This is a genomic window from Floridaenema flaviceps BLCC-F50, assembly GCF_041929275.2.
In the GTDB taxonomy this organism is placed as follows: Bacteria; Cyanobacteriota; Cyanobacteriia; order Cyanobacteriales; family Aerosakkonemataceae; genus Floridanema; species Floridanema flaviceps.
This window is the reverse complement of record NZ_JBHFNR020000001.1, coordinates 3,157,778-3,182,866: the sequence shown is the minus strand read 5'-3', so window position 1 is coordinate 3,182,866 and position 25,089 is coordinate 3,157,778. Positions and strand designations below refer to the sequence as shown.

At 41.9% G+C, this 25,089-nt stretch carries 25 protein-coding genes; 8 read left to right on the top strand and 17 right to left on the bottom strand.

The features are described 5' to 3' along the window. Nucleotides 1-64 precede the first annotated feature (64 nt). Entirely contained in the window at nt 65-2,920 is a 2,856-nt protein-coding gene (locus tag ACE1CI_RS15360) for a family 10 glycosylhydrolase (protein WP_496615495.1), read from the top strand. Nucleotides 2,921-3,291: 371 nt separating this feature from the next. On the opposite strand, the gene ACE1CI_RS15355 is transcribed toward ACE1CI_RS15360, so the two are convergent. From ACE1CI_RS15355 to ACE1CI_RS15330, 6 genes are all read right to left on the bottom strand, one after another. Then, nucleotides 3,292-3,450, bottom strand: a complete 159-nt coding sequence (locus ACE1CI_RS15355) for an ABC transporter C-terminal domain-containing protein (protein ID WP_496615494.1) — start codon at nt 3,448-3,450, stop codon at nt 3,292-3,294. Nucleotides 3,451-3,467: 17 nt separating this feature from the next. Beyond that, nucleotides 3,468-5,210: an ATP-binding cassette domain-containing protein gene (locus tag ACE1CI_RS15350; RefSeq protein ID WP_496615493.1), complete on the bottom strand. Its 1,743-nt coding sequence runs from the start codon at nt 5,208-5,210 to the stop codon at nt 3,468-3,470. Nucleotides 5,211-5,315: 105 nt separating this feature from the next. Then, nucleotides 5,316-5,855, bottom strand: coding sequence for a hypothetical protein (locus tag ACE1CI_RS15345; protein WP_413263279.1), 540 nt, complete (start codon nt 5,853-5,855; stop codon nt 5,316-5,318). Between the two features lie 126 nt (nt 5,856-5,981). Beyond that, entirely contained in the window at nt 5,982-7,250 is a 1,269-nt protein-coding gene (locus ACE1CI_RS15340) for a pentapeptide repeat-containing protein (protein ID WP_413263278.1), read from the bottom strand. A gap of 116 nt (nt 7,251-7,366) precedes the next feature. Beyond that, a complete protein-coding gene (locus tag ACE1CI_RS15335) occupies nt 7,367-8,359 on the bottom strand; it encodes a pentapeptide repeat-containing protein (RefSeq protein WP_413263277.1) in 993 nt (330 codons plus the stop codon). A gap of 39 nt (nt 8,360-8,398) precedes the next feature. Next, nucleotides 8,399-9,199, bottom strand: a complete 801-nt coding sequence (locus ACE1CI_RS15330) for a hypothetical protein (RefSeq protein ID WP_413263276.1) — start codon at nt 9,197-9,199, stop codon at nt 8,399-8,401. Nucleotides 9,200-9,411: 212 nt separating this feature from the next. Between ACE1CI_RS15330 and ACE1CI_RS15325 the strand changes: the two genes are divergently transcribed. The 3 genes from ACE1CI_RS15325 (at nt 9,412) to ACE1CI_RS15315 (ending at nt 10,322) form a co-directional block, all read left to right on the top strand. Further along, nucleotides 9,412-9,543 carry a hypothetical protein gene (locus tag ACE1CI_RS15325; protein ID WP_413263275.1) on the top strand — a complete coding sequence of 44 codons (132 nt, stop codon included), beginning with the start codon at nt 9,412-9,414 and terminating at the stop codon, nt 9,541-9,543. Beyond that, nucleotides 9,540-9,890 carry a hypothetical protein gene (locus ACE1CI_RS15320; protein ID WP_413263274.1) on the top strand — a complete coding sequence of 117 codons (351 nt, stop codon included), beginning with the start codon at nt 9,540-9,542 and terminating at the stop codon, nt 9,888-9,890. The genes ACE1CI_RS15325 and ACE1CI_RS15320 overlap by 4 nt, the downstream gene beginning before the upstream one ends. Nucleotides 9,891-10,184: 294 nt before the next feature. Beyond that, entirely contained in the window at nt 10,185-10,322 is a 138-nt protein-coding gene (locus ACE1CI_RS15315; RefSeq protein ID WP_413263273.1) for a hypothetical protein, read from the top strand. Between the two features lie 119 nt (nt 10,323-10,441). On the opposite strand, the gene ACE1CI_RS15310 is transcribed toward ACE1CI_RS15315, so the two are convergent. The 5 genes from ACE1CI_RS15310 to ACE1CI_RS15290 form a co-directional block, all read right to left on the bottom strand. Then, on the bottom strand, nt 10,442-12,514 hold the full coding sequence (locus ACE1CI_RS15310) for a cation:proton antiporter domain-containing protein (protein WP_413263272.1): 2,073 nt from the start codon (nt 12,512-12,514) through the stop codon (nt 10,442-10,444). A gap of 279 nt (nt 12,515-12,793) precedes the next feature. Continuing rightward, nucleotides 12,794-13,438, bottom strand: a complete 645-nt coding sequence (locus ACE1CI_RS15305) for a hypothetical protein (RefSeq protein ID WP_413263271.1) — start codon at nt 13,436-13,438, stop codon at nt 12,794-12,796. A 154-nt stretch (nt 13,439-13,592) separates the two neighbouring features. Next, the gene (locus ACE1CI_RS15300; RefSeq protein WP_413263270.1) at nt 13,593-13,790 is read right to left on the bottom strand and encodes an NAD(P)H dehydrogenase subunit NdhS; all 198 of its coding nucleotides are present in this window, start codon (nt 13,788-13,790) and stop codon (nt 13,593-13,595) included. A 169-nt stretch (nt 13,791-13,959) separates the two neighbouring features. After that, entirely contained in the window at nt 13,960-15,375 is a 1,416-nt protein-coding gene (gene rodA, locus ACE1CI_RS15295; protein WP_413263269.1) for a rod shape-determining protein RodA, read from the bottom strand. A 179-nt stretch (nt 15,376-15,554) separates the two neighbouring features. Further along, nucleotides 15,555-16,649, bottom strand: coding sequence for an Mrp/NBP35 family ATP-binding protein (locus tag ACE1CI_RS15290; RefSeq protein WP_413263268.1), 1,095 nt, complete (start codon nt 16,647-16,649; stop codon nt 15,555-15,557). Nucleotides 16,650-16,839: 190 nt separating this feature from the next. Here ACE1CI_RS15290 and ACE1CI_RS15285 point away from each other — a divergent pair, with 190 nt between their 5' ends. After that, on the top strand, nt 16,840-17,628 hold the full coding sequence (locus ACE1CI_RS15285; protein WP_413263267.1) for an SDR family NAD(P)-dependent oxidoreductase: 789 nt from the start codon (nt 16,840-16,842) through the stop codon (nt 17,626-17,628). Nucleotides 17,629-17,636: 8 nt separating this feature from the next. Here the strand turns inward: ACE1CI_RS15285 and ACE1CI_RS15280 are convergent, their stop codons facing one another. Continuing rightward, nucleotides 17,637-18,125, bottom strand: coding sequence for an SRPBCC family protein (locus ACE1CI_RS15280; RefSeq protein WP_413263266.1), 489 nt, complete (start codon nt 18,123-18,125; stop codon nt 17,637-17,639). 419 nt (nt 18,126-18,544) lie between these two features. Here ACE1CI_RS15280 and hemF point away from each other — a divergent pair, with 419 nt between their 5' ends. Both hemF and ACE1CI_RS15270 read left to right on the top strand, forming a co-directional pair. Then, nucleotides 18,545-19,585, top strand: a complete 1,041-nt coding sequence (gene hemF, locus ACE1CI_RS15275; RefSeq protein ID WP_413262922.1) for an oxygen-dependent coproporphyrinogen oxidase — start codon at nt 18,545-18,547, stop codon at nt 19,583-19,585. A gap of 235 nt (nt 19,586-19,820) precedes the next feature. Beyond that, complete coding sequence (locus ACE1CI_RS15270; RefSeq protein ID WP_193986826.1) at nt 19,821-20,189, top strand: STAS domain-containing protein; 369 nt, start codon at nt 19,821-19,823, stop codon at nt 20,187-20,189. Between the two features lie 187 nt (nt 20,190-20,376). On the opposite strand, the gene ACE1CI_RS15265 is transcribed toward ACE1CI_RS15270, so the two are convergent. Continuing rightward, nucleotides 20,377-20,991, bottom strand: a complete 615-nt coding sequence (locus tag ACE1CI_RS15265) for a chromophore lyase CpcT/CpeT (protein ID WP_413262923.1) — start codon at nt 20,989-20,991, stop codon at nt 20,377-20,379. A 231-nt stretch (nt 20,992-21,222) separates the two neighbouring features. Between ACE1CI_RS15265 and psb29 the strand changes: the two genes are divergently transcribed. After that, nucleotides 21,223-21,945, top strand: a complete 723-nt coding sequence (gene psb29 / locus ACE1CI_RS15260; RefSeq protein ID WP_413262924.1) for a photosystem II biogenesis protein Psp29 — start codon at nt 21,223-21,225, stop codon at nt 21,943-21,945. Nucleotides 21,946-22,025: 80 nt separating this feature from the next. Here the strand turns inward: psb29 and ACE1CI_RS15255 are convergent, their stop codons facing one another. From ACE1CI_RS15255 to cpcG1, 4 genes are all read right to left on the bottom strand, one after another. Continuing rightward, nucleotides 22,026-22,436: a hypothetical protein gene (locus tag ACE1CI_RS15255; protein WP_413262925.1), complete on the bottom strand. Its 411-nt coding sequence runs from the start codon at nt 22,434-22,436 to the stop codon at nt 22,026-22,028. 168 nt (nt 22,437-22,604) lie between these two features. After that, nucleotides 22,605-23,357 carry a phycobilisome rod-core linker protein CpcG4 gene (gene cpcG4, locus ACE1CI_RS15250; protein WP_413262926.1) on the bottom strand — a complete coding sequence of 251 codons (753 nt, stop codon included), beginning with the start codon at nt 23,355-23,357 and terminating at the stop codon, nt 22,605-22,607. Nucleotides 23,358-23,402: 45 nt separating this feature from the next. Beyond that, nucleotides 23,403-24,149 carry a phycobilisome rod-core linker protein CpcG2 gene (cpcG2, locus tag ACE1CI_RS15245; RefSeq protein ID WP_413262927.1) on the bottom strand — a complete coding sequence of 249 codons (747 nt, stop codon included), beginning with the start codon at nt 24,147-24,149 and terminating at the stop codon, nt 23,403-23,405. A 90-nt stretch (nt 24,150-24,239) separates the two neighbouring features. Next, nucleotides 24,240-25,079: a phycobilisome rod-core linker protein CpcG1 gene (cpcG1, locus tag ACE1CI_RS15240; RefSeq protein WP_413262928.1), complete on the bottom strand. Its 840-nt coding sequence runs from the start codon at nt 25,077-25,079 to the stop codon at nt 24,240-24,242. Between the last annotated feature and the right edge of the window lie 10 nt (nt 25,080-25,089).

Here is a 25,089-nt window from a genome sequence, read left to right as displayed (position 1 = left end):
ATTTGTTATGAGTTATTAGTTACTAACAAGGGACTAATGACTGATTTAGTGTGAGGAGTTAAGTGTGAGGAAAAGTGTTGCCTTCTGGCTTCTGTATTGTGGCTTCTGCTTGCTGCCTTCTGCTGCTTTGGCGGAAGGTGTGACTTTAGGCGTGGTGCGGAGTGGGGATAATGCTACGCAATGGATGGGGATTACTAATCGGTTGAATCAGAGTGGTGTGGTTTATTGTGTGGTGGATTTGCAGAGTGTCCAGAAAGCTGCTGATTTGACGGGTACTAAGGTGCTATTTTTGCCGAATGTGGAAAGTTTATCACCGCAACAGGCGATCGCACTCACAGAATGGATTAAAAAAGGCGGTCGCTTAATTGTTAGTGGGCCTGCTGGTAATCTTTCTGCGCCAGAAGTGCGCCAAATGTTGCGCGGTGTTTTGGGCGCTTATTGGGCTTTTCCTCTCTCGGAACCTTCGACGCTGAAACCTAGCAAAACACCTAATCAGCAAAAAGATTCTGAATCCTCGCTTCGGGGTACGGTTCACGGGGGAGTAGTGATTCCCACAACTCTTACTAGTCAAACTGTCGCTACTTGGTCAGTTAAGGATAGTCCTCCAGCAGTTGTCAATACTAACCAGACGACTTTTTTCGGTTGGCGCTGGGGTGTGGATGCGGTGGCAAATGTCCAAACAGATTTAGCTTGGCTGAAATCAGCCCTCAATCGCTACGGTGTTAAATCTACAACTACGGCATCTGTCGCCACTGCCGGAAATTGCGTCGCCCCTGATGCTGTGCCTGTTGCCGTTGCGCCTGTGGTGCAAGGCAGAGGGGCAGAGGGGCAGAGGGGCAGGGGGGCAGAGGGGCAGGGGAGCAGAGGGGCAGAGGGGCAGAGGGGCAGAGGGGCAGAGGGGCAGAGGGGCAGAGGGGAGGTGTCTGTTGTGTCTCCGGCAACTCTTCAGGTTCCCAATCTGCCAACGCCTGTACCCAATCGCCAATCCCGTAGGACAGGCATCCTGCCTGTCACTTCCAGTCCCCAATCCCGTAGGACAGGCATCCTGCCTGTCACTTCCAGTCCCCAACCGCCAATGCCTGACCCTACGGAAAGGGTTGCTACGGCGGGGATTCGGGTTGCGCCTGGGGCGGAGGCGATTTCGCCGTCGGAGGCGATCGCCATGCGTCAAGAGTTAGAAAATTTAATTGGTAGGGTGGAAAGTGCTTTGTTAACTGCTAATGCTGCTAATAATTCGGTAAGAATTGCAGAGGGAAAAGTTGGAAATACTCCAACGACGGTTGCTGCTACTACTTTAACTAATAATCAGTTATCAGCAGCAAATACGCTGCAACAAGCGCGAGATCTTTTGCAATCTTTGCCGGAATTAATTGCTAATCGAGACTATGCTAATGCCCGGAGTCAATGGTTAAAAACAAGGGCTAATTTGTGGAATTTGTACCCGCTCGATGCCAGAGTCGAAACTTCGGAAATTCGGGCTATTTGGTTAGATAGAGGAACGATTGTACAAGCTGGTTCTGAACAGGGTTTAGCTAAGGTTTTTGACCGCTTGGCACAAGCAGGAATTAATACAGTTTTCTTTGAAGTTGTTAATGCTGGTTATCCAATTTATCCTAGTCAAGTTGCACCGGAACAAAACCCTTTAACTAAAGGTTGGGACCCGTTAGAAGCGGCGGTTAAATTGGCGCATGAACGGGGGATGGAATTACACGCTTGGGTGTGGACTTTTGCGATCGGAAATCAACGCCATAATACCATTTTAAATCAACCACAAGACTATCTTGGCCCTGTATTAACAGCCCATCCAGATTGGGCAAATTATGATAATCGCGGTAACATTATTCCTCTGGAACAAACCAAGCCATTTTTAGACCCAGCGAATCCTGAAGTAAGGCGTTATTTACTTAAGTTATTTGAGGAAATTGTTAGCCGTTATAAAGTAGACGGATTGCAATTAGATTACATTCGTTACCCATTTCAAGACCCTAGACGGGGTTTAGTTTACGGATATGGTAGTGCGGCGAGACAGCAATTTCAACAATTAACTGGTGTCGATCCAATTAATATTTCTCCTAGTAGTCCGCTTTGGCAAAAATGGACTGAGTTTCGCACCGAACAAGTTAATTCTTTTGTGGCGGAAGTTGCCCAAATGTTACGCCAAAAAAGGTCTGATTTAATTTTATCAGTGGCGGTTTTTGGTTATCCAGAAGCCCAAAGAGTTGAAATGTTACAACAACATTGGGAAGTTTGGGCAAGGCGAGGTGATGTAGATTTAGTGTTACCAATGGCTTATGCTCAAGATACGAATCGTTTTCAAGAATTGGCGCAACCTTGGTTAGTTAATGATAGTTTGGGTGGAAGTTTAGTTTTACCAGGGATTTTACTTTTAAATTTACCTGAATTGAGTGCGATCGATCAAATTCAATTAGTCAGAGATTCTCCAAATGGCGGTTACGCTTTGTTTGCAATGGAGCATTTTAGTAATAGTTTGCAGGGAATTTTTAACCGCACTCAAGCAACAGTAATGCGGGATAGTAAAGAACCATTCCCTTTGCGTCAACCTTTTGCAGCAGCAGCAAATCGGTTAACTATTCTTCAGCGAGAATGGAACTTTTTGTTAAGTTCAAATCAATTGTTGATGTCGCCAAATGATCGATCGCAATACAACACCCAAAGCGCAGAACTTTTAAAAGCATTCAATCGTTTAGCAGAAAAACCTAATGCTAGTAATTTTGATGCGGCGAAGAAAGCTTTAACACTTTTTCGCTTTCAATTTAGCGGTTGGATGCGATTACATTCGATGAAAAATAACTATCAGGTACAGACTTGGAATAATCGTTTAGCTAGTTTGGAAAGGTTGCTGAATTATGGGGAAAGAGTAGTTTTGAAAAGGCAAAATTCTACTGCTGTTCAACGTTAATAAAACTGTTCGTTGTGACGACTTCAGTCGTAGTGTGACAAATGAAGGACTAAAGTCCTCACAACGAACAAGGACTAAAGTCCTCACAACGAACAAGGACTAAAGTCCTCACAACGAACAAGGACTAAAGTCCTCACAACGAACAAGGACTAAAGTCCTCACAACGAACAAGGACTAAAGTCCTCACAACGAACAAGGACTAAAGTCCTCACAACGAACAAGGACTAAAGTCCTCACAACGAACAAGGACTAAAGTCCTCACAACGAACAAGGACTAAAGTCCTCACAACGAACAAGGACTAAAGTCCTCACAACGAACAAGGACTAAAGTCCTCACAACGAACAAGGACTAAAGTCCTCACAACGAACAATTAACTTGCTCTTTCTGCTAATTCTAACCATCTTTCGGTAGCAGAATCGATCGCTTCTGTCAATGCAGCCAATTTATCAGTTAATTTTTGTAATTCATTAAAATCACTCGGAGGATTATTGTAGAGAATTTTCTCAACTGCTTCTTTTTCGGCTTCCATTTCAGGAATTTTATTTTCTAGTCCTTCGTATTCTCGCTTTTCGTTAAAAGAGAGTTTACGAGTTGATTTGATTTGGGATTTTCGGTTTTGGATTTTCGCTCGTTAGATGCAGAATGTTCTTTGGTTTTTTTGGTTTCTTTTTCTTCGGTTTCTTTGGCAGCTTTATAATCTAAATAAACTGAATAGTTTCCCGGATATTGCCGTAAATTTCCCCCTGCTTCAAAGGCAAAAATTACGTCTACGGTGCGATCGAGAAAATAGCGATCGTGCGACACCACAATTACACAACCATTAAAATCTTCCAAATACTCTTCTAAAACCCCTAAAGTTTGCACGTCTAAATCATTTGTTGGTTCATCTAAAATCAATACATTTGGCGCACTCATCAACACTTTTAATAAAAACAAGCGCCGTCTTTCGCCACCGGAAAGTTTACTAATTGGCGCATATTGTTGATTCGGCGGAAACAGAAATCTTTCCAACATTTGCGACGCAGTAATTACGCTTCCGTCGGAAGTTTCCACGAGCTCGGCGATATTTTTTAAGTAATCAATTACTCGCTGATTTTCGTTTATGTTTACATCATCCGAGTGTTGATCGAAATAACCAATATGAATTGTTGAACCAATTTCTACAGTTCCCGAATCTGGTTGCACTTTTCCGGTAATTATATCCATTAATGTGGATTTTCCCGCGCCGTTGCTACCAATAATTCCGATGCGATCTTCGGGATTGAAATTATAGGTAAAATCTTTGATTAAAGTGCGATCGCCATAAGCTTTGCAAATTTCTTTTAGTTCAATTACTTTCTTGCCAATGCGTCTTCCAACGGTGGAAATTTCAACTTTTCCTTGGGTTTGTTTGAACTCTTGCGCTTGCATTTCTCGAATGCGATCGATCCGCGCTTTTTGCTTAGTACTGCGTGCTTTTGGCCCTCTTTTCAACCATTCTAATTCGCGGCGCAAAACTCCCGCGTGTTTGCGCTGACTACTAACAGCTGATTCTTCAGATTCGGCTTTTTTCTCTAAATAATAAGCGTAGTTACCAGAATAAGTGTAAAGGTCTGCGCGATCGATCTCAATAATCCGATTAGTTACTTTATCCAAAAAATAGCGATCGTGCGTAATCAACAACAAAGCACCGCGAAACCGATTTAAATAACTCTGTAACCACTCCACCGAAAGCGCATCTAAATGGTTCGTCGGTTCATCCATTAATAACACATCAGGTTCGGATAAAAGCGCCGTCGCTAAAGCAATTCTTTTCCGATAACCTCCTGACAAATCGCCAATTTTGGCATTAAAATCTTCAATTCCCAACTTACTTAAAATCACTTTCGCGTTAGTTTCCAATTCCCACGCACCCACCTCTTCCATGCGTTGCGAAACACTAGACAAACGCGACATTAATTTGTCATGATCTCCATGTCCGTGAGCAAGTTTATCGGAAATTTCTTCATATTCCCGTACTAACGCCATTTTTTCGCCACTATCAGCAAAAACTTGCTCTAAAACCGTGTGATTTTCATCTAAATTTGGTTGTTGAGGTAGGTAGACAATTTTAGAACCCGAATTAACCCAAATGTCGCCCGCGTCAATTGGTTCTAAACCTGCGATCATTTTCAATAAAGTCGATTTTCCCGAACCATTAGTGCCAATTAGCCCAACTTTATCACCCTCATCTAAACTAAAACTGGCATCTTTGAGAATTTCTTTGATGCCGAAGTCTTTTTTTAGCGATCGCAAAGTAAAAATAGTCATAATTTCCAGCTTGTCTACCAATCATCTAGTGTAACGCTCTCTTAGTCTGATGTGTGCCAGCAGGTAAGGCTAGATTTTTTTGAACCGCTACCTTTACATCTGCGTTCATCTGCTTTCATCTGTGGTTAAAAATTTTAAGTTAAGTGCTGCTTCAATTTTATCGATGTTCCAAGTTTGAATTCCCAATTGAGTGATGTCAGAGGGATGGAGGGTATCAATTAATGTTACCCGATTATCTGCTTTCGCCCAAGCGATCGCTGATGAAGGAAAGCCGTCTTCAATCCAGACAATTTTATTCGCTCCCTTACTATGCCAAATCGCCGCTAATGTTTTGCCATCTTCGATCTCATCTAAGAACATTTTTGGATAATTTGTCATTACATCTTGGATTTCTCGATAAGAAATCGGATATCCAGTTTGCCAATGACGAGTTTTAGACCAATGATTCCACAAGAGTGCGTGTTTTCGCCAACCCCAAGATATCCACAGCGGTTTTATCCACTCAGCTTGGTCTACAATTTGGAGAAATTTTCGCGCCATTGGCACTGGAGAACCATATAAATCGAATCCTTGATAGCGACCGATAAATTCGCTATTGCCCAAACTGCGGACATTGATTACCCCATCAATATCAACAAAAAGCATTATTTTTTCCATTGCTGCTGCCAGTGTCGTTTACTTTTGTCCGACTACTTATTAAAAAGATCAAAGCTGACAAAGTATAGCTTCATCAGCTTGATCAACTGAACAAATTTAAATTAGTAAATTCCTTTATTCATGAGTTGTACCATCAGGCATAGTAGCACCAGTCAGCTTTGCTTTTTCCAGATTTGCGCCAGTAAGTTTCGCCTCTTTGAGGTTAGCTTTTTCCAAGTTTGCACCCTGTAAATTTGCACCACGCAAGTCTGCTGAACTTAAGTCTGCTTCACTCAAATTACTCTCTGATAAATTAACTCCACAAAGGTTAAGACAACTTAAATTTTGTCCACTTAGATTAGCGTATGTAAGGCTTGCTCCAACGATACTTATACCCGTTAAATTAGCACCTATTAAATTGGCTGAATTCAAAATTGCCTGAGTCAACTTAGCTTGACTCAAATCTGCTCCAGTCAAGTTAGCACTGCTTAGATTAGCACTATTTAAGTTAGCTCCCTTTAAGTCAGCTGTGGTTAAATTGGCACTACATAACTCTGCTTGCGTTAAGTTTGATCCACTTAAATTTGCTGTAGTCAGATTAACGCAATTTAGTTTAGCAGCGTTTAGATTTGCAGCACATATATTGCTTGCAGTTAAGTTGGCATAGTAGAGTAATGCTCCCTGTAGATTTGCTTTATTTAGATTTGCATTCAGGAGTTTTGCTTGTTCAAAATTCCCCTTACTCAGATTGGCAGCTTGTAAGTTAGCCTCAATCAAGTTGGCGTGAGTTAACTGAGTTTCACAGAGGTTTGTTCCTTGCAAATTAGCCTCATTCAGATTGATTTTACTTAGGTTTTTTCCGCTGAAATCAAGCTTCGCTAAATTAACCCCTATAAAATTCCGTTCTCCCTGCTCATAACTCTTTAACAATTCCTCTGCGCTGAAAGTAGGTTCTTCCTCAACTTCAGTAGAATCACCGATATTTTGATTTTCGGTAGATTCCACATTAGTAGTTTTTATAGGAGTACCAACAGTTGGATTACTTGCAGGTTGAACCATTGGTGCTTTGAGATCCCCAGCTTGTGTTCCTCGCTCAACTCGATCGCATAATTGATTCAAAAGATCATCATCAGAGAGATTTTGCGAAGAAACATTAGGTTTTTGTCCGTTACTTGAACCATTATTAGTTACAAGTTGTTGAGAAAAATCCCCTGTTACTAACTTGGCAATTTCCGCTTGTAAAGTTGCCAACTGTTCTTGTTCAGGTCGATTGTTAAATTGCTCTGCTAGACTATCGAACTGAACTTTAAATTTTGTCAGATATTGCTTAATAGCATTCTGCTGTTGTTCTAATTTCTCAATTCTGTTAACTAATGACGATAAATCTAAATCTTGACTAATCATTTTAGCTGTTCTCCGAGCGGTTATAAACATTTTCTCTAACCTGAAGAACGATTTAGAACTGTAAAATTACTGAAACCAAGCAAAAATTGCTACCAACTATTTGTGAACAAAATACCCTAATCATGAATTGAACCATCAGGCATAGTAGCACCTGCCAATTCTACACCCATTAAATTAGCACTACTCAATTCTGCCCTCGCCAAATTCGCCTTTCGCAAATTCGCACCATAAAAGTCAGCCCTTGCCAAATAAGCCTCAATTAATTCTGCTTCAAATAAGTTAGCTTCCCGCAAATCTACCCGACTTAAATCCACCTTAATTAATCTGGTGCGAGTCAAATTTGCCCGACTCATTTTCGCCCTACTCATCTTTGCATCCGTCAGCAAAGATTCTCGTAAATCCACATTTGTCAGTTCTGCATCAGCTAAATTTGCTCGTTCTAATTTAGTATTTCGCATATAAGCACCAGCTAAATTCGCGCCACTCAAATTAGCATCACTGAGATAAGCACTACCCAATTTTGCTCCTGCTAAATTAGCCCCACTTAAATCAGCTTCCCTTAAAGTTGTTTCCGTTAAATTAGCGCCACTTAAATCTACTTTCGCTAAATTTGCGCCCGTTAAATTCGCCCCACGTAAATCAGCTTTGTGTAAATTTGCGCCGATTAAATTTGCTGTGTAAATTCGCTTTTCTTCCCGGAAATTTGCCCCCCGCAAGCAAGCACCAGTGAGATTAGCACCACTTAAATTAGTTCCCCGCAAATCTGCATCTATTAAATTAGCATCTAAAAGATTGGCTAAGGTAATATCTGCACTGCGTAAATCAGCACCTTTTAAACTAGCACCATGTAAATCAGCATTGTGTAAGTTAGCAGCAGTTAAATTTGCCTGATTTAAGTTCGCTCCATCCAGTTTAGCCCGAATTAAATTGGCTTTGCGTAAATGCGCCCGACTCAAATAAGCAAAAATCAAATTAGCCCCATTTAAATCTGCACCCGTGAGAGTTATGCCAATCAAATCTGCATTAAAAAGATTGACACCCCGCAAATTAATTCCCACAAATTGTGTTTCACCTGCGGCATAACGTTTTAACAGTTCATTAGGATTCATATTGGTTGGTTTAATTGTGCATCTAAATTTTCTCAAGTTTTAAGATGGGCGAATTTGACAAGTTTCTTCGCCATCATCTAGATCATCTTTCCCGCCTGTGATTTCCCCCTCAAAATTCATCACAAAGTTTTCTGGTAGATACTGATTTGATTCCCGGTTAGCATAGTACCGTTTCATTGCTTGATAAACTGCCCCTGCTGCTTGTGTATGCTCATCTGTTGGGGTTAAGTTTTTCGCTACTGTTTGCAGGTTATATTCCAAGTCTTTTAAAGTTTTGCATCTGTCAAATAACTTCTGCAATAAATCGTCTAATTCTTTGGTTTTTAAGCTTAACCAATCTTGAGAACTAAAGTCGAAGATATGATAAACGATCGAATACGCCAGAATCTTCGCCCGGAGTGGATTAGTATATTTGATGATTTCCACTCGCAACTCAAAAGGATCGTAACTGATTGGCGGTTCATCCCAGCCTAAATTGGGCTTATATTCTACAGATTGTGGTGGCACCGGATTGCTTTTTACAACTTGTTGCGTAGCTTCCTCTGCATCTGGATAAAGCCTCGTCATCTCTTCCGCAATTACATCAGCTACTAAAGCATATTCCATTGGTTTATTCAAGGTTTTGACAACTTTATCTAAAGAAAAATTCAAATAATCTAAAGTTGGATTTGCTATTTGCAATTCTTGTATTAGTTCTTTTAATTGTATACTATTTAACTTATTGGCATCATTTTCCCACTTATTTTTACAAATTGCGTAAATGAGTTTTCTAATACGTAAAGAATTTTGATGTTCTTCTAAATTTTTGACGACTTCATCAAGCAAGGATAAAGCTTTCATTATTGCTACCACACTCAACTATTGAGATGAGAAAATCTTGAATCTATTTTATTACGATCGAACCTTCCTAGAGCTTGTAGCGATGTTGTATTCCCCCAACAAAATCTATCAACCTCTAGTAAAGCTAGTAGATCAGAACTTATTCTAGAGTACCCCACAGAGTAACCAAACTATCTCATCTTGACAAAGATTTTATCAACTAGCGATAAAAATTGAAAAAAAATTTATATTCTGCCATCCCACTTCCGGTATATTTATATCCACCTTTGGGTATACTTAGCGAAACGGTAATTGTTAACGAACAAGCTGTACATTTAGTAAATAACAAGGTGTTGTTGGCATGAATTATTTCCTGTTAGAAGAAGAAATTTCTAAGTTGACTACAGCAATGATGACTCGCCATCGAGAGATTGTTTCTGACTTGATTGTAAGTCTGAAAGCACAACTGAGCCTAGAAGAAGTCGCTGGTGTAGTATTAGTCAGTTTAGAACGTTTATTATGGTTTGATTTAGATTTATTTTTCTGGTGTGCTGAAAATCTAATTCCGAAGGAGATTAAAAGCGAAATTAAAAGAATAATTGCAGTAACTAACTATAAACAGTTAATTGCCAAAGGTTTAATTCCCGGACAAGATTTTAGTATGGATGGCGACGGCAAACTGTTACAAAATCCCTGTCGTCGTACTCATTAAGTTGTTTAGTATCTAAAGTTACTAATTTGCTCGAAAAGAGGAGAGTATTAGAGTAATTTTCTCCTCTTGCCAAGTTATGCCAGATAAATATGGCACATCTAAATTCATCTTAGTTGATTAGGGTTAGCGATCGCACTCAGACTTTGGGCCCAAATTTGTTTTGCTTATGGGATTTATTACGAATACTAAGCAAACTCAACCAATAGATAGAGTATAAATCACTATAAATCAGTAGATAAAAAGATCGCAATTGAGGGAATATTAGAAATAGCATAATGTTCAGGAGGCCAAATTATGGCACCATACATTTCCTTCTCTTCCGCGCTGCAAACATTCGCACTTGCTTATCTAGTTTCCGTTGTACTGGTACTGGCGCTGTCTTACATCGGTTGGGTGATAATAGAAATCATGGAAGAATCCCAGGAAATTTAATCATCTCCACTCGCTCCTCACTTAGAAAGACAGAAGCTAAGAAAACTTCTACAGTTGGGTTTTTAGCCTTTTTTTATCGGATAATTATTTCCGCCATTTTAAGTTAGGTAAATTTAACTTTAATAAGAAACAACTTCTCGATAATTTTTTTGTGGTTCCCCCAACAACACGAATGAGCAATGAAGCTGTTGCACTATTTCGGTAGTAATATTACTCATTGTTAATCCCCCAGCAGTGCGTTGCCGTTCCGATCGCAAAATTACTAAATCCGAAAGTTGTGATGCCATAAGTACAGCTTTCACGATATCATCATTAGCCACGACTTTAACATCAGTATTAATGTGAGGAATCCATTTATCAGCTAACAAATTCATCTGAGAAGTTGTCCAAGCAATTTTACTATCAGTAGTGCGGCGATCGCAAACATTCAACAAAGTTACTTGTGCCTGATTCGCATCAGCTAAAATCTTGGCAAATCTGAGCAACCTAACCGCTTGATTAGTAAAATTTTCCATTGGCACCAAAATGCGCCCAATCTTACTAGGTGAATCCAGCAAACGGGTAATCGCCACCGGACAATGAGATGCCCATAAAACCCCATCAATCACATTACCAAATAATCTTGCCCGAAAACTAGCGCGATTACTCCAACCCATGACAATTAAATTAGCATTGTTTTCCCGACTAGCACGACTAATTCCTTGAGCAACAGCATCATCAATTCGTAATATTGGTTCTGCTTCCACACCTAATTCTCGACTTATTTCCATTGCTCGTTTAAGTAAGATGTCATTTTGTTTTAGAGCTTGATCCAACTCAGAAGCATCCATTTGAGCATGAGCTTGAGGAATAGCTAATGGTAAAATTCTTCCACCTTCATGCTTTGCCAACATTGCCGCTATTTCAATTAAAAACCTTTCCGTTTGCGGATTTCTTACTGGCACTACAATAGTAAAAGGACTAACTTCCTCCTTTTCCTGTACTTCTGTTTTCGGCTCCACAGGCGCAACATTAGTCTCCGGTAAACGCAAACCTGGAGCAACTTTACTAGTAATTAATGGCCCTAAAGTAGCGGTTACTAACATTAATACTAAAACGCTATTCAATACTCCTTCTGTCAGGATTCCGGCTCGATAACCTACCAATGTGGCTGCTAAAGTTGCTGCTACTTGCGGCATAGATAACGACCACATAGTTAACATTTCTTGCTTGTTGTAGCGGTACAATAACTTAGCGGACAAAGCCGCTAAAAATTTACTTGTAATTAACCCAATAACAATTGCCAATGTTAACCAAATTGACGACAAACTTTTCAGAAAGCCAGGAATATCAATGAGTAATCCCATATCCACGAAAAAAGCCGGAATAAATAGGACACTACCAACAAATGTTACCTTTTCTTTGACAGGCCCTTCTCCGATCGCATCATTCACCGCCAAACCTGCCAAAAAAGCCCCAACAATTTTTTCTACCCCAATTAATTCCGCCCCCAAAGCAGCAAGAAAAACTGCTAACAACACAAATAAAAATTGATTTCCTTGATCGTCACCTGTACGCCGGAAAAATTGCCTCCCTGCCCAATCAAAACCAAATAGGACGATCGCAGAATAGACAATTAACATCACCAACAAAGTTAATAAATTAGTTACAGAAAACTCACCTTTATGAATAGCAATACAAACAGCTAATACTAACAAAGCACCAATATCAGTAAAAATTGTCGCCCCAATTGTCACTGTAACCGCTTCGTTTCCCACTACCCCAAGACGACTCACAATTGGATAAGCCAAAAGAGTATGAGAAGCAAACAAAGAACCAATTAAAATGGAAGCATTCCAATCAAAACCAAAAACTCGCCCCACAGTTGTTCCGAAAATTAACGGCACAATAAAAGTAAAAGTGCCAAAACCTGCGGAACGATATTTAGTTTTGCGAAACTGTTCCATATCAACTTCTAAACCCGCAACAAACATCAGGTAAACTAACCCAATGTCTGAAAGTAATTCCATAGTTGGTTGTTTAGTATTTAATATTTTTAAAGCATTTGGGCCAAGGATAACACCTGCTGCTAGTAAACCAACTAATCCCGGCAATCGCAATCTTTCAAATAAGGGAGGTACAGTGAGAATTACCGCTAGCAGAATCGCAAACGGCACAATTGGTTGCTCGAGTACGTGCAAAATTGATTCCATAATGTGACAGGGTAGATAAAGGGGCTGCGTCAACTAATAAACAAAATCAATATTGCTTTGTTTCTTAGTTTAGATTTGTTGAGTTGAGGATTATGGGTAACGGTTAAAAACTTATACCAGATTAATTTAACCTGATAAAAAATACTGAGTCTACTAGTCTATAGATAGATTTAATATTTAGTATTTCTGAGTAAAAATTTTTAAGAAATAGATTTTTATCTAAAATTTAATTGTTGTTATAGTTACAATTTTCCTAATTAAACAGAGACAGATAATTTACTACAAATGGATTTGACTTAAAATAACTCTTAAGCGATCGTAATCATCTCTAAGTAAGGTACTTAAATAACGTCCAGCCTTCACCAACCAAGTGCGATCGCCCTTTCTTAACTGATAAATTTCTCGAATTGCTGCCGCACAAAGTGCATCCACAGGCGCTTGCGGTATTTGCAGGAGCATTCGCAAAAAATCTAACTCTTCACTAAATACAATTATTTCTTCAGGTTGACAAAAATAAACAGCTTGGTGAATTTGGGGAGGACGGGGAGGAATATGTTGATAAAAACTTGGCTGTTTTCCCGGAGTTTTATAACCCACAATAGCGGCGCTAAACTCAGTTTTTAGCATCGCAAAAATCTGCGGTTGTTCTTCCCTTAATTCTGCCAGAGACATACCTAAAGCACGGGCACGATGCACCGAATCAATAGGTAAAGTAGTGGCATGATAAACCACAGCATAAATTAGATTATCTGATTCTTCATCTAGCGATCGCACCCAACTACCAAAAGGAGGCATTGCCGGAAAACTCAAAGTTTCTGGTTCCAAACATTGAGCCAAAAACTCCGAAGTTGAGGTGACGATCACCTCAGCAAAATGATTCGGGTGGCGAGTCCCACCAGAAAATTGTGGTAAAGGAAGACGCATAATTTTAACTAATTAGTAATTGGTAATTGGTAGTTGGTAATAGGCAATTTCATTATTTATTAAATCAAATTACTCTTTATAAGATTAAGGCTGGTAGTAGATAGTAGATAATAGTAATCCCACTACCCACTACCCACTACCCACTACCAATTACTTACTTGCCCTTTTTCTTACCAGCCGTTGTTTCTACCAGTTCCAATTCCCCAAGGCGGAAAGTAATCAATTTATCCCAATTCCCACCTTCAAACAACACAGCTGCCTTACCATCAGTCACTCTTTGCACTAATCCTTGAAAACCGTAATAAGTATCATTGACATTCTTAACACGCACAGCCGATCCGGGCAAAAACATGATTATCTCCTCAGTGATTGCTTCATTAATTAGCTTACTATGCAATCTGTCGAAGGCTTCAGGGGTTCCAGGGATTCCAGGGGCACAAGGTAAACATTCCCCTTGTCCCAAGAGTCCCCTTGTCCCAAGAGTCCCCTTGTCCCAAGAGTCCCCTTGTCCCCAGTCCCAACTAAAACTTAAGCCGCTGTCGATAATTTGCCACCGATTCTACCAATCCTACAGCAATAAAATTAGTCAACATAGCCGATCGCCCGTAACTCACCCAAGGTAAAGGAATCCCCGTCACAGGTGCCATCCCAATAGTCATGCCGATATTGACAATCACCTGAAACACAATCATTGCCAAAACACCAATAGCTAACAGAGAACCAAAATTACTCTTAGAACTCTCAGCAATCATCACCAAACGGAGACAAAAGAACCAAAAAGCCAGCAAAACCGCAATACAACCCACAAAACCCAATTCCTCACCAATTGCTGAGAAAATAAAATCCGTGTGTTGTTCAGGAACAAAATTTCCCTGAGTTTGAGTTCCATGATATAGACCCCTGCCCCAAAGTTCACCCGAACCAATAGCAATGCGAGATTGAATTAAGTGATATCCCGAACCTAAAGGATCGTGTTCCGGGTTCAAAAAGGTAATGATGCGATTTTTTTGATAATCCTTCAACAAACCCCAAAAAATATGCCCAGCTTCACCACCCAATAAATTAATCGCCACAGCACCCACAGCACCCCTGATAGGCCAAGGTAAAGTTTTCCAGGCAATCAATGCCATTAATGCTGACCAAGCGCACCATCCCGGTAAATAAACATTAAACAAAATTGCTGAGACAAGAGGAGAACTGAGTAAGAGCAACCAACCTGGATTCACATTAGCCCAGTAAAGCATTCCCAGAGTAATCGCACCAAAAACCAAAGAAGTTCCCAAATCTGGTTGTAAAAAAACTAAACCCCAAGGAACAGCTGTAATTGCCAAAGACCTGACTAAAGAACCCATAGTTGCAGAATCTTTAGCACTTAAGAGCACAGCTAGAGTAATAATCAAAGATAACTTAGCAAATTCTGAAGGCTGAACATTAAAGGAACCGATCGCAATCCAGCGTTGGGCACCTTTGGCACTTGTACCAGCAATCATTACAAATACCAGAGACAGATTGGTAATGCCGTAGATAATCCAATGCCATTTAATCAAGTTTTCATAACGCCAACGAGCGCATAACAGCATTAAGCATATACCGACGACAGCAATGAGGATATGTTCTGACCACTTGGGAGCAGCTAAAAAGGCTTTAATTAAAATCAAACCAAAAGCAATGCCACCAATCAACCATTGCTGCCAATATTCATGAGCGACATATCGTGCTGCTACTACCAATATCACTAGCACCGCTGCTAAACCACTCAGAGCAAAAACCCAAGGCATCCACCACTCAGGTTTAATTTGATTGAGTTCCGTACTACGGATCATGATGCCGCCTAAAATGGAAAGTCCCAGAGGCAGCAGAAGTAACCAAAGGTCAGCTTGCTGCCAGGGTAAGATCACAGACTTCCAACGAAATGTTTTGATTGACTTGAACATCATGATTTTTTAGATCGGACTCCAGGGAACAGAGCAATTTTAGATTTCAAGTTCTCAATTTTATAGCAGAAGGCAAGGGGATTGGGCACTTGTCAGAGGAGGTAGGGAGAGTTGAAGAGCTAATTCAAAGATCTTGCCCTTGTCCTCTTGTCCCCCCATCCCCCCATCCCCCCATCTCTTGACTAAGCTAAGGCAGCAACGGAAACTTTGGCGGCTATTTGTCCGGCAATCTGCTTTAAGGCTTTAGCAGAAGCGGAATCTGGGTCAGCAGCCACAATAGGTATACCGCGATCGCCACTTTCACGCAAGGCTATTTCCAAAGGTATACAACCGAGTAAGCTTACACCTAATTCCGCTGCGGTTTTTTCGCCACCACCAGAGCCAAAAATGTCATACTGGCGTTCGCGTAGCGTGCCGTTAGGCGTATCGGGCAAATCAGGAGGAATGAAATAACTCATGTTTTCCACAATGCCCAAAACTGGGACTCCCATCTGTTGGAACATCTTTAATCCTTTGCGGGAATCTAACAAAGCCACATTTTGCGGCGTAGTCACAATCACAGCCCCCGCCATTGGCACTGCTTGCACTAAAGTTAACTGAGCATCACCAGTTCCCGGAGGCATATCCACAATTAAATAATCCAGTTCCCCCCATTCCACTTGGTAAAGAAACTGTCGGATAATGCCATTGAGCATTGGGCCACGCCAAATTACAGGTTGGTCTTTATCAATTAAAAAGCCCATTGAAACCATTTTTACACCGTGATTAAAAGCTGGTTCCAAAATTTCCCCTTGAGCAGTTTGCCGTACTGCTACCTTAGCCTCGGAAAGTCCCAGCATTGTGGGGACATTCGGACCATAAATATCGGCATCTATCATCCCCACTTTCGCGCCAGCTTGCGCCAAAGCTACGGCGACATTTACGGCGACGGTGCTTTTGCCTACACCACCTTTACCACTGGAAACGGCTAATATATTTTTTACCCCAGCAATTCCGGTGCGATCGGGCAGAGATTTTTGCTGCGGTGTTTCTGCGGTTACATCTACTTTGACATCCGTCACCCCTGGTAATTTCTTCACTGCCTTTTGGCAATCTTCCACAATAAACTCGCGCAAAGGACAGGCTGGAGTCGTCAACACAAGAGTAAAACTGACATTGCCAGCATCAACCTTGACGTTGCGAATCATATTTAATTCCACCAGACTTTTGCGGAGTTCCGGGTCTTGGACTGGACGCAATACTTCTAAAATTGTGCTGACATTGAGAACTTCTGACATTAGTGTTCTCCCCTTGTTTTTCGGGGTGTTTTGAGGTTAATTCTTTTAAAATCTTAACTAATGGTGGTCAGAGTCTAAACTGTCACCCATCTAAATTATTTATTGAGACAGTAGAGAGACCCCCGCAACTCTCGGAGCAGGGGAGCAATTTTTTCAGTTTCCAATAAACTAAACTCAATGGGGAGTAAAAATGGATCTACAACTGCAAAATCAAACTGCACTTGTGACTGCTTCTGCGGGTGGCATCGGTTTAGAAATTGCTCGCACCTTAGCCCGTGAAGGAGCTAGTGTGATTATTAATGGGAGAACATCAAACAGTGTCAACAGTGCAATTGAAAAAATTTCTTCCGAGTATCCCCAAGCAAAACTCCTGCCCTTGGTAGCAGATAACGGTGTTGCCCCCGGCTGCCTTCATACGATCGCTCAATATCCAGAAGTTGATATCCTTGTCAATAATTTAGGTATTTATGAAGCAGTAGATTTTTTTGAAACCACTGATGAACAATGGCTCAAAATATTTGAAGTAAATATTCTCAGTGCTGTGCGCTTGAGTCGGCATTATTTGCGAAAAATGTTAGACCGTAACTATGGGCGAATTGTCTTTATTTCCAGCGAATCTGCCATTAATCCTGCTATGGAAATGGTTCATTATAGCGCAACTAAAACTATGCAGCTTTCCATTTCTCGCAGTCTTGCTGAACTAACAAAAGGAACAAATGTAACAGTTAATTCGGTTCTTCCAGGTTCAACAAAAACCTCTGGAGTTGTGGAATTAATTCGAGATGTTTTTCCTGATGTTGATTATGAAATAGCCGAAAAACGCTTTATGAGCGAAAATCGTCCCACTTCCTTAATTGGGCGTTTGATTCGTACTTCAGAAATCGCTGATTTGGTGGCATTTGTGTCTAGTCCCTTAGCTTCTGCCATTAATGGTGCCAGTCTGAGAGTTGATGGCGGTTTGATTCGGAGTGTATTTTGAATCTCGCCTTATCTTAATAACGGGTTTTGTTCTGCTGCATCAGCTAATTGTGCCGCCACCCTTGCTGCGCTCGATCGAATTAAAGACCAAATTAATGGCGACAACCAACCCTGTAAGGTGACAGAATAAGATATCTGAGTGCCACAAACAGTTGACTCAACTTTGTAAGTCACTCGTTCTTCCAGCCCTGGTAGAGTGATAATTCGGACGCTCAATAACTCTCTGGGTCTGACTTGTTCGACAAAAATCTGAATCGGAATGGGTAGGATCGATCGCGTTATCGCCTGGTAAATCAAACCAGGTTTAGCCACCAATCCTTTAGGGACATTCGTACTTGCTAACAAAGGATGCCAAGACACATCAGCTAAATCCGTCATTTTCTGCCAAAGAGCATCCACCGAGGCAGAACTCAGGGCTTTATACGTCCTGGCTAAAGAAACTCGGTATCTCTTTCGGACTCTTTTACGGACAGATTTGGAGAAAAAATTGGGAATCATAGTAATCCTCCCTTAGCAAGCCTCCAAGACAGCCTGATTGTATGCTAATTGTGTATTGGATAACATCCCCCCCTCAGAAATTTTTTGCCTGCTAACGCGGTAACAAGGGGACAAGGGGACTAGGGGACTAGGGGACTAGGGGACTAGGGGACTAGGGGACTAGGGGACTAGGGGACTAGGGGACTAGGGGACTAGGGGACTAGGGGACTAGGGGACTAGGGGACTAGGGGACTAGGGGACGATTAGAGAATTTATTCTGTTCCCTACTCTCGACTTCAAATGAGAATTTTTATCTTTTGCCCTCAATTAAAGTTAACTTAGTTGTTTATCCGTGAAGACCCGATTCGAGTTAATCTAAAAACGCTCTCTTCTTTCTCTAGGGCTATTCGTTTGCGTAATATTGGGATTTAAGTGTTTATATGATGGCTTTTTCAACTTCCGAAGTAACCTCCTCTAATTCTGCACCTCCAGCTGATTCCAAAGCTAGAGTTAGCCAGTTTATGCGCCAAATCCAAGATGAAATTTGTCAAGGTTTGGCAGCATTAGACGGCATAGGCACATTCCAAGAAGATTCTTGGGAAAGACCAGAAGGCGGTGGAGGTCGTTCTCGCGTGATGCGCGAAGGTGCTGTTTTTGAGCAAGGCGGTGTTAACTTTTCGGAAGTTTGGGGCGAACATTTACCGCCCTCGATTTTGGCACAACGCCCGGAAGCTGCTGGACATGGTTTCTATGCTACTGGGACTTCGATGGTATTGCACCCCCGCAACCCTTACATTCCGACGGTACATCTAAATTATCGTTATTTTGAAGCAGGGCCAGTTTGGTGGTTTGGTGGTGGTGCTGATTTGACACCTTACTATCCTTTTGCTGAGGATGCGGCTCATTTCCACAAGACTTTGAAACAAGCTTGTGATGCTCACCATCCAGAGTACTATCCGACGTTTAAATATTGGTGTGATGAGTATTTTTACTTGAAGCACCGTCAGGAAACTAGGGGAGTCGGTGGTTTGTTTTTTGATTACCAAGATGCTCAAGGGGAATTGTATCGGGCAAATAATACTAATGGGCAAGCAGCACTTCATAGTGCTAAGGTTGGTTCCTTGACCCGCACTTGGGAAGAGTTGTTTGCTTTTATCCAAGATTGTGGGAGGGCATTTTTACCTGCTTATGCTCCGATTGTAGAACGTCGCCGGAATTTGGAGTATGGCGATCGCGAACGTAACTTCCAACTTTATCGTCGCGGGCGCTACGTCGAGTTTAACCTCGTTTACGATCGCGGCACCATTTTCGGTCTGCAAACCAACGGACGCACCGAGTCCATTCTGATGTCTTTACCACCTCTGGTACGCTGGGAATATGGCTATCAGCCAGAACCTAACACCCCAGAAGCCCAATTATATGAAACCTTCTTGAAGCCTCAAGATTGGGCTAACTGGACTGCAACTGATGCAGAAGTCTGAGTTAAACTACTGAGATGAACAACCCAAAATTAAACAGGTTATTCATTTTTGCCTCAGCCTGGGAACAATAGTAAGAGAAACAAAAAAATACTATTTCCTATAACCGCAAAAGTGTACAACTGTGGATCTTATAAATTTCATATTGGCACCCACTTACCTGGGATTGCTTGACGGTTTATAAGATTTAGGTTGTGTGCAAAAACTCTAAACTCTTACGATTTCAAGGGGAGGGTCAGTGATTCAGATCGAACAAAAAACCCACACGACCCAAGACGGCACTACTGTAATCGTCTTGACTCCAGCAGGTCGCCTGGACATTACAACTGCATGGCAATTTCGCCTAAAGTTGCAAGAATGTATTTCTAAACTCAGCCGTCATGTGGTCGTGAATTTGGGTCTAGTCAATTTTATCGACAGTTCTGGCCTCACATCATTGGTGGCTGGAATGCGAGATGCAGATAAAGTTAAGGGGAGCTTCCGTATTTGTAGTGTGCATCCAGAAGCTAGATTGGTTTTTGAAGTGACGATGATGGACTCGGTATTTGAAATCTTTGAAACTGAGGAAGAAGCTTTAGAAGGTGTACCCCGCACCATTGCTAGTTAGTAGGCTCCAGGGGCTCCAGGGGCTCCAGGGGCTCCAGGGGCTCCAGGGGCTCCAGGGGCTCCAGGTGGGGAGATAGGGAGAGAATTTTTCCCCATCTCCCTATCCCCCCATCTCCCCATCCCCCCATCGCCCCATCGCCCCATCGCCCCATCGCCCCATCGCCCCATCGCCCCATCTCCCCTGCACCCTAAAGGGTTATTTCGGTAGAAAAATCCTGGCGTTTGGTGAAGCGAAAAGGGCCAAGCAATGCTCCCCAAATCGCTTTTCCTGTTTGAGGATCTATACCTTTGTCATAACTTAGAAAGTGTTCGGGAGTGGCTTCAAATCCGAGAGAAACTTGGTAGGTTTCATTACGATAGGTGAAGCAGCAACGGGCATCTGGGGGTAAAGATGCTTGAAAGTGATAGGTTTGGGTGGTTAAAGAATTTTGCGTGACGTTAAGGGTACAACCGGGCAAGAATTCTATTTGCTCTGTGGTTAAGGTTTTCAGTTTTTCTCGATCGCGCCCCGCCCCCTGTACTAATGCCGGGTCTTCGATCATGTAATACTGCACCTGGAGGGAGGAGTCAAGCTCTGTTCGTTCTCGCAGGCGAATGATTCGCGGTCGATAAGCTTGCTCTAAATTAACAATATTGGCTTGTTCGGCAAATAAGGTGATGCTATCTTCAGTAAACAATGGTACAGGTCGCTGCCAAAGTCGCAGGTGAACGTACCAAGCTGGATCTGCGATCGCTTGTGCCTGATTATCAAACTCACCTGCCATGTAGCTAGCTAAAGCAATTAATTGGTCAGAAAATCTCATCTCAAGACCGGGGAAAGGTCACAGTCTTAAATTTTAACGCATTAGGGGACTGGGGACTGGGGCGGGGTTAGGGGGTAGGGGTTAGGGGTTAGGGAAAAACTCCGAGAGCTCCCTTGCCCCTGGAGTCCCTGGAGTCCCTGGAGCCTTTGCCCCTCCTGCTTTCGCAAAAACTGCTTGGCAAAGTTACCCTTAAAGGAGACAATAAATTTAATTCCTCCTTAATTGTTTTCCGTGAACAACGTCCGCACTGTTTCAGATACTAAGCGAACTTTCTACTCCCTCCACACTCGTCCGATTAACACGATTTATCGGCGAGTGGTAGAAGAGTTAATGGTGGAAATGCACTTGCTTTCGGTCAATAATGACTTCAGCTATGACCCTATCTATGCTTTAGGGGTGGTGACTACCTTCGATCGCTTTATGCAAGGTTATCGCCCGGAAGCGGACAAAGAACCCATATTTGCTGCACTTTGTCAAGCGGTGGGAAGTGATGCCCAAACTTATAAGCAGGATGCTGAAAGGTTAAGGTCTTTTGTGGCGCAGCGATCGGCAAAAGAGGTGATTGATAGCTTTAGTCAAGAGTCTTTTGGTGATGCAGGGGAGTTACAAGGAACTCTGCAAGCGATCGCCAACAACCAAAAATTTAAATACAGTCGCTTATTTGCTGTCGGTTTGTTTAATTTAATTGAACAAGCAGATCCCGAATTAGCAAAAGATCCCAAGCAAGTGACTGAAGCACTCAAAAAAATTAGTAGTGGTTTGCATTTGCCAGAAGACAAAGTACAAAAAGATCTGGAACTTTACCGCAGCAATTTAGAGAAAATGGCTCAGGCATTAGTAATAATGGAAGATGCCGTCAAAGCTGAACGCAAAAAACGCGAACAACGTGCTGCTGATAAAGGTGTAGTAGTTGCGCCCCCTAATGGGCAAAAAGGTTCTGCTGAAGGTAAGTAAGTAATTTAGAGGCTGAAATAAATCAACGGTACACAGATCCCCGACTTCTTGAAGAAGTCGGGGATCTTGCTGGGAATCACTCACAAAAAATTGGAGATTGGTGAGAATTTGCCAATGCTTGTTTCTGAATTTACATTATAAAGGGGGGCTTCAACTGCGTAAATGTTGTTATCGTTACCGACGGTAGCATAGGATGCAGAGAAGGTGTCAGATTTGGACATTGACCATTCTTTAATCCCACTAATGTTGTACTTAGTTAATGTTGCAATGTAGTCACGATCGCGATTCAGAGTGTAAAGATTGCCTGTGCGATCAAACATAAAGTCCAAAAAGCTAACTCCACTGCTAACTGGGATTTGGGAAAGCGATCGCTCTGTACCTGTTAAAGCGTCATCAGCTGCTAACCTAATACTGTGCAAATTGTTGGCAGAATCATCAGTAGTAGTTGCCACAAAAAGATTTCCGGCATTGTCTGTACTGATTTTTTTCACAGATTCCTCATTAGCAGTAAACAACAACTGGGTCTAAACCGCTGAGATAATAACAACTAATCAAATATTAGTTGGCTATCTCCCAAAGGTCAGACCCAGCTAGTGGATTTTAGATTTTTGATGAGAGGATTTTAGATTTAACTCACAGAATGTGAATTAAAACCTTGATTAGCGTCTTGGTACTTTGTTCAGGTAATCGATGCTGGAAGCAGGGATATTTTGAGCGTAATAGCGCTTAGTATTCACTGTTGCTGCCATATCTTTGAACTTGCCAGGATCGCCTTCTGGTAAACGGCGTTGTTTGGATTTAGCGCTGTAGAATTTGTCCAAGGTAAAGCGCCAGTCGGTGGTAACTGTACCTGCTTTTTCTTGGAAGTCTTCGCCGTAGCGAGGAGTTACCAAGTTGAAAGGACGAGCTTCCATACGCTTGCGTTGGTAAGGTACGGTGAAATCACCAAAAGCGTTGGTGTATTCATCGCTGTCCAATAAAGCATCAACAAAACCGCTAAAACCTTTGGTAGCAATTACAATTGACCAAGCGATTTCTTCGTCTTTGTTGTAAGGTGCCCGACCTAAAAAGCGTTTGAGACAGATTTCTACTAAGCGATAGTTGTTGTTAACGGAAACAACTAAACGGTAGAAAGCTTCAGATTTTGCCAATTCCCGGATCATGTCACGGACTGTGATGGAACGGTTGGCGAAACGAGTTTCTACGGTGATTTGACGGTTGAATTTGAGGATTTCGTGTTCGCTGAAAACTTGGCGATAAGCTGCCCAAATTAAGTCTCTGATTTCAGCAGGGGAAGCGGCATCTTCTAGGCGATAGATATAAGGTGTATCTTCGTTGAGATCCGCGATTCCAAAACTTTTAACCCGCTGGTTTTGGGATGATGGTTTGTATGTGAGCAACGGCAGAGCCATGCAATAATCTCCTAATTTGGTAAGATTGGCTGTGAATTGGATTGCCTATTTACGGGCGGGGAAACTTGCCACTGGGTTAACCGATACGCGAGCTTCAGGCTTATTATCCCTTGTTGTGTCAGGAATTTTGATGTTCGCTGTGTCAACTTTGGTAGTTTGGGTGACAGGGGTGATCTTGAGCGATCGCGCCATGTCCAAAAAGTTCCCCACAGCGCCCCATTTGTAACGTGCGTCCTCTTGTTTGTCACGCCAGTAGCCAGCGTAGCGAGGTGTTACTAAGTTGAAGGGACGGTCTTTATAACGACGACGTTGATAAGGTACTGTATTGTCACCAAAGTTAGTTTGATACTCTTCGCTATCAACTAGTGCGTCAATAAATCCGCCAATGCCTTTGGTCGCAATTTTAATTGACCAGGCAATTTCTTCATCTTTATTGTATTGGGCACGTCCCAAAATACGTTTGAGGCAAACTTCTACAACGCGATAGTTAGAGTTTGTTTCCACAACTAAGCGATAAAATGCCTCGGTTTTTGCCAATCCCCGAATGAAATCGCGCACGGTAATAGAGCGATTTTTCAGCTGAGATTCTAAACCTGGTTGGCGAAAACGTTTGAGGATTTCATGTTCGCTGAAGACTTGGCGATAAGCTGCCCAAATTAATTCTTGGATGTCAGTTTCATCAACACAATCTTCAAGACGATAGATATAGGGTGTATCTTCGTTGGGTACTTCATAACCCGCTACTCGCTGGTTTTGCGAGGAGGGTTTGTAAGTTAGCAAAGGTATTGACATGAGTCTCTTTTTGTGTTTTGAGTTGGATGCTGGATGAAAAATTTTAGATTTGGATTTAATCTAAAATTTAAACCCTAAAATCTAAAATTACTAGACTTTAGGATCAGCAGGGATGTAGCTGTAAGGAAGGGAAACTTCCGTGCGGCTGACTGATGGTTTAACTGTGGCACCTTTGCGAGTCATTTCGGGAATTTGGACGCTTCTGGCGGTGTTAATTGCCCGATCGCGATCGCGTTGAAAGTCGATTTGTGGTGTCACAATACCCTTTGCCATTTCCAAAAATGTGTTGGGAATAGCAGAACGCACTGAGCGTCTTTCTAGGTTTCCTTGACCGGAGACTTTTACTTCGTAGTAGGTACGACCTTCTATAGCAATTTGGCGAGTGCGCCAGTAATCGCTATAACGAGGATTAACTAAGTTAAAAGGTCTTTCGTTGAAGCGACGGCGTTGATAAGGAACAATGTCATCACCGAAGTTTTGGACATATTCTTCGCTATCAACAATGGCATCAATAAAGCCATGTAATCCCTTTGTAGCAATTACAATTGACCAAGCAATTTGCTCGTCTTTGTTGTAAGTTGCACGTCCTAAGAAGCGTTTGAAAGTAATGTCAACTAACCGATAATTCGAGTTAGTATCTGCTACCAATCCCCGGTAAACTTCCGATTTTCCTAATCCGCGAATAAACTCTCTAACAGAAATCACTCGATTTCTTAGGAGAGATTCTAAGGATGGTTGACGGTGACTTTCTAAAATTAGGTGTTCGCTGAAGATTTGGCGATATCCAGCCCAAATTATGGCATCAATGTCTGCATCAGAAATGGCATCCGCCAGACGATACATTGGGGAATCATCTTCGTCAGGAACTTCGTAACCGGGTACACGCTGATTTTGCGTGGTGGGAGTAATTTCTAGGAGAGGTATTGACATTTTAACTAGT

Coding starts and splice junctions, on each gene's coding strand:
- ACE1CI_RS15355 (WP_496615494.1), bottom strand. CDS start 3,450: ATGGAAGCCGAAAAAGAAGCAGTTGAGAAAATTCTCTACAATAATCCT.
- ACE1CI_RS15350 (WP_496615493.1), bottom strand. CDS start 5,210: ATGACTATTTTTACTTTGCGATCGCTAAAAAAAGACTTCGGCATCAAA.
- ACE1CI_RS15345 (WP_413263279.1), bottom strand. CDS start 5,855: ATGCTTTTTGTTGATATTGATGGGGTAATCAATGTCCGCAGTTTGGGC.
- ACE1CI_RS15340 (WP_413263278.1), bottom strand. CDS start 7,250: ATGATTAGTCAAGATTTAGATTTATCGTCATTAGTTAACAGAATTGAG.
- ACE1CI_RS15335 (WP_413263277.1), bottom strand. CDS start 8,359: ATGAATCCTAATGAACTGTTAAAACGTTATGCCGCAGGTGAAACACAA.
- ACE1CI_RS15330 (WP_413263276.1), bottom strand. CDS start 9,199: ATGAAAGCTTTATCCTTGCTTGATGAAGTCGTCAAAAATTTAGAAGAA.
- ACE1CI_RS15320 (WP_413263274.1), top strand. CDS start 9,540: ATGAATTATTTCCTGTTAGAAGAAGAAATTTCTAAGTTGACTACAGCA.
- ACE1CI_RS15315 (WP_413263273.1), top strand. CDS start 10,185: ATGGCACCATACATTTCCTTCTCTTCCGCGCTGCAAACATTCGCACTT.
- ACE1CI_RS15310 (WP_413263272.1), bottom strand. CDS start 12,514: ATGGAATCAATTTTGCACGTACTCGAGCAACCAATTGTGCCGTTTGCG.
- ACE1CI_RS15305 (WP_413263271.1), bottom strand. CDS start 13,438: ATGCGTCTTCCTTTACCACAATTTTCTGGTGGGACTCGCCACCCGAAT.
- ACE1CI_RS15300 (WP_413263270.1), bottom strand. CDS start 13,790: ATGTTTTTGCCCGGATCGGCTGTGCGTGTTAAGAATGTCAATGATACT.
- rodA (WP_413263269.1), bottom strand. CDS start 15,375: ATGATGTTCAAGTCAATCAAAACATTTCGTTGGAAGTCTGTGATCTTA.
- ACE1CI_RS15290 (WP_413263268.1), bottom strand. CDS start 16,649: ATGTCAGAAGTTCTCAATGTCAGCACAATTTTAGAAGTATTGCGTCCA.
- ACE1CI_RS15285 (WP_413263267.1), top strand. CDS start 16,840: ATGGATCTACAACTGCAAAATCAAACTGCACTTGTGACTGCTTCTGCG.
- ACE1CI_RS15280 (WP_413263266.1), bottom strand. CDS start 18,125: ATGATTCCCAATTTTTTCTCCAAATCTGTCCGTAAAAGAGTCCGAAAG.
- hemF (WP_413262922.1), top strand. CDS start 18,545: ATGATGGCTTTTTCAACTTCCGAAGTAACCTCCTCTAATTCTGCACCT.
- ACE1CI_RS15265 (WP_413262923.1), bottom strand. CDS start 20,991: ATGAGATTTTCTGACCAATTAATTGCTTTAGCTAGCTACATGGCAGGT.
- cpcG4 (WP_413262926.1), bottom strand. CDS start 23,357: ATGGCTCTGCCGTTGCTCACATACAAACCATCATCCCAAAACCAGCGG.
- cpcG2 (WP_413262927.1), bottom strand. CDS start 24,149: ATGTCAATACCTTTGCTAACTTACAAACCCTCCTCGCAAAACCAGCGA.
- cpcG1 (WP_413262928.1), bottom strand. CDS start 25,079: ATGTCAATACCTCTCCTAGAAATTACTCCCACCACGCAAAATCAGCGT.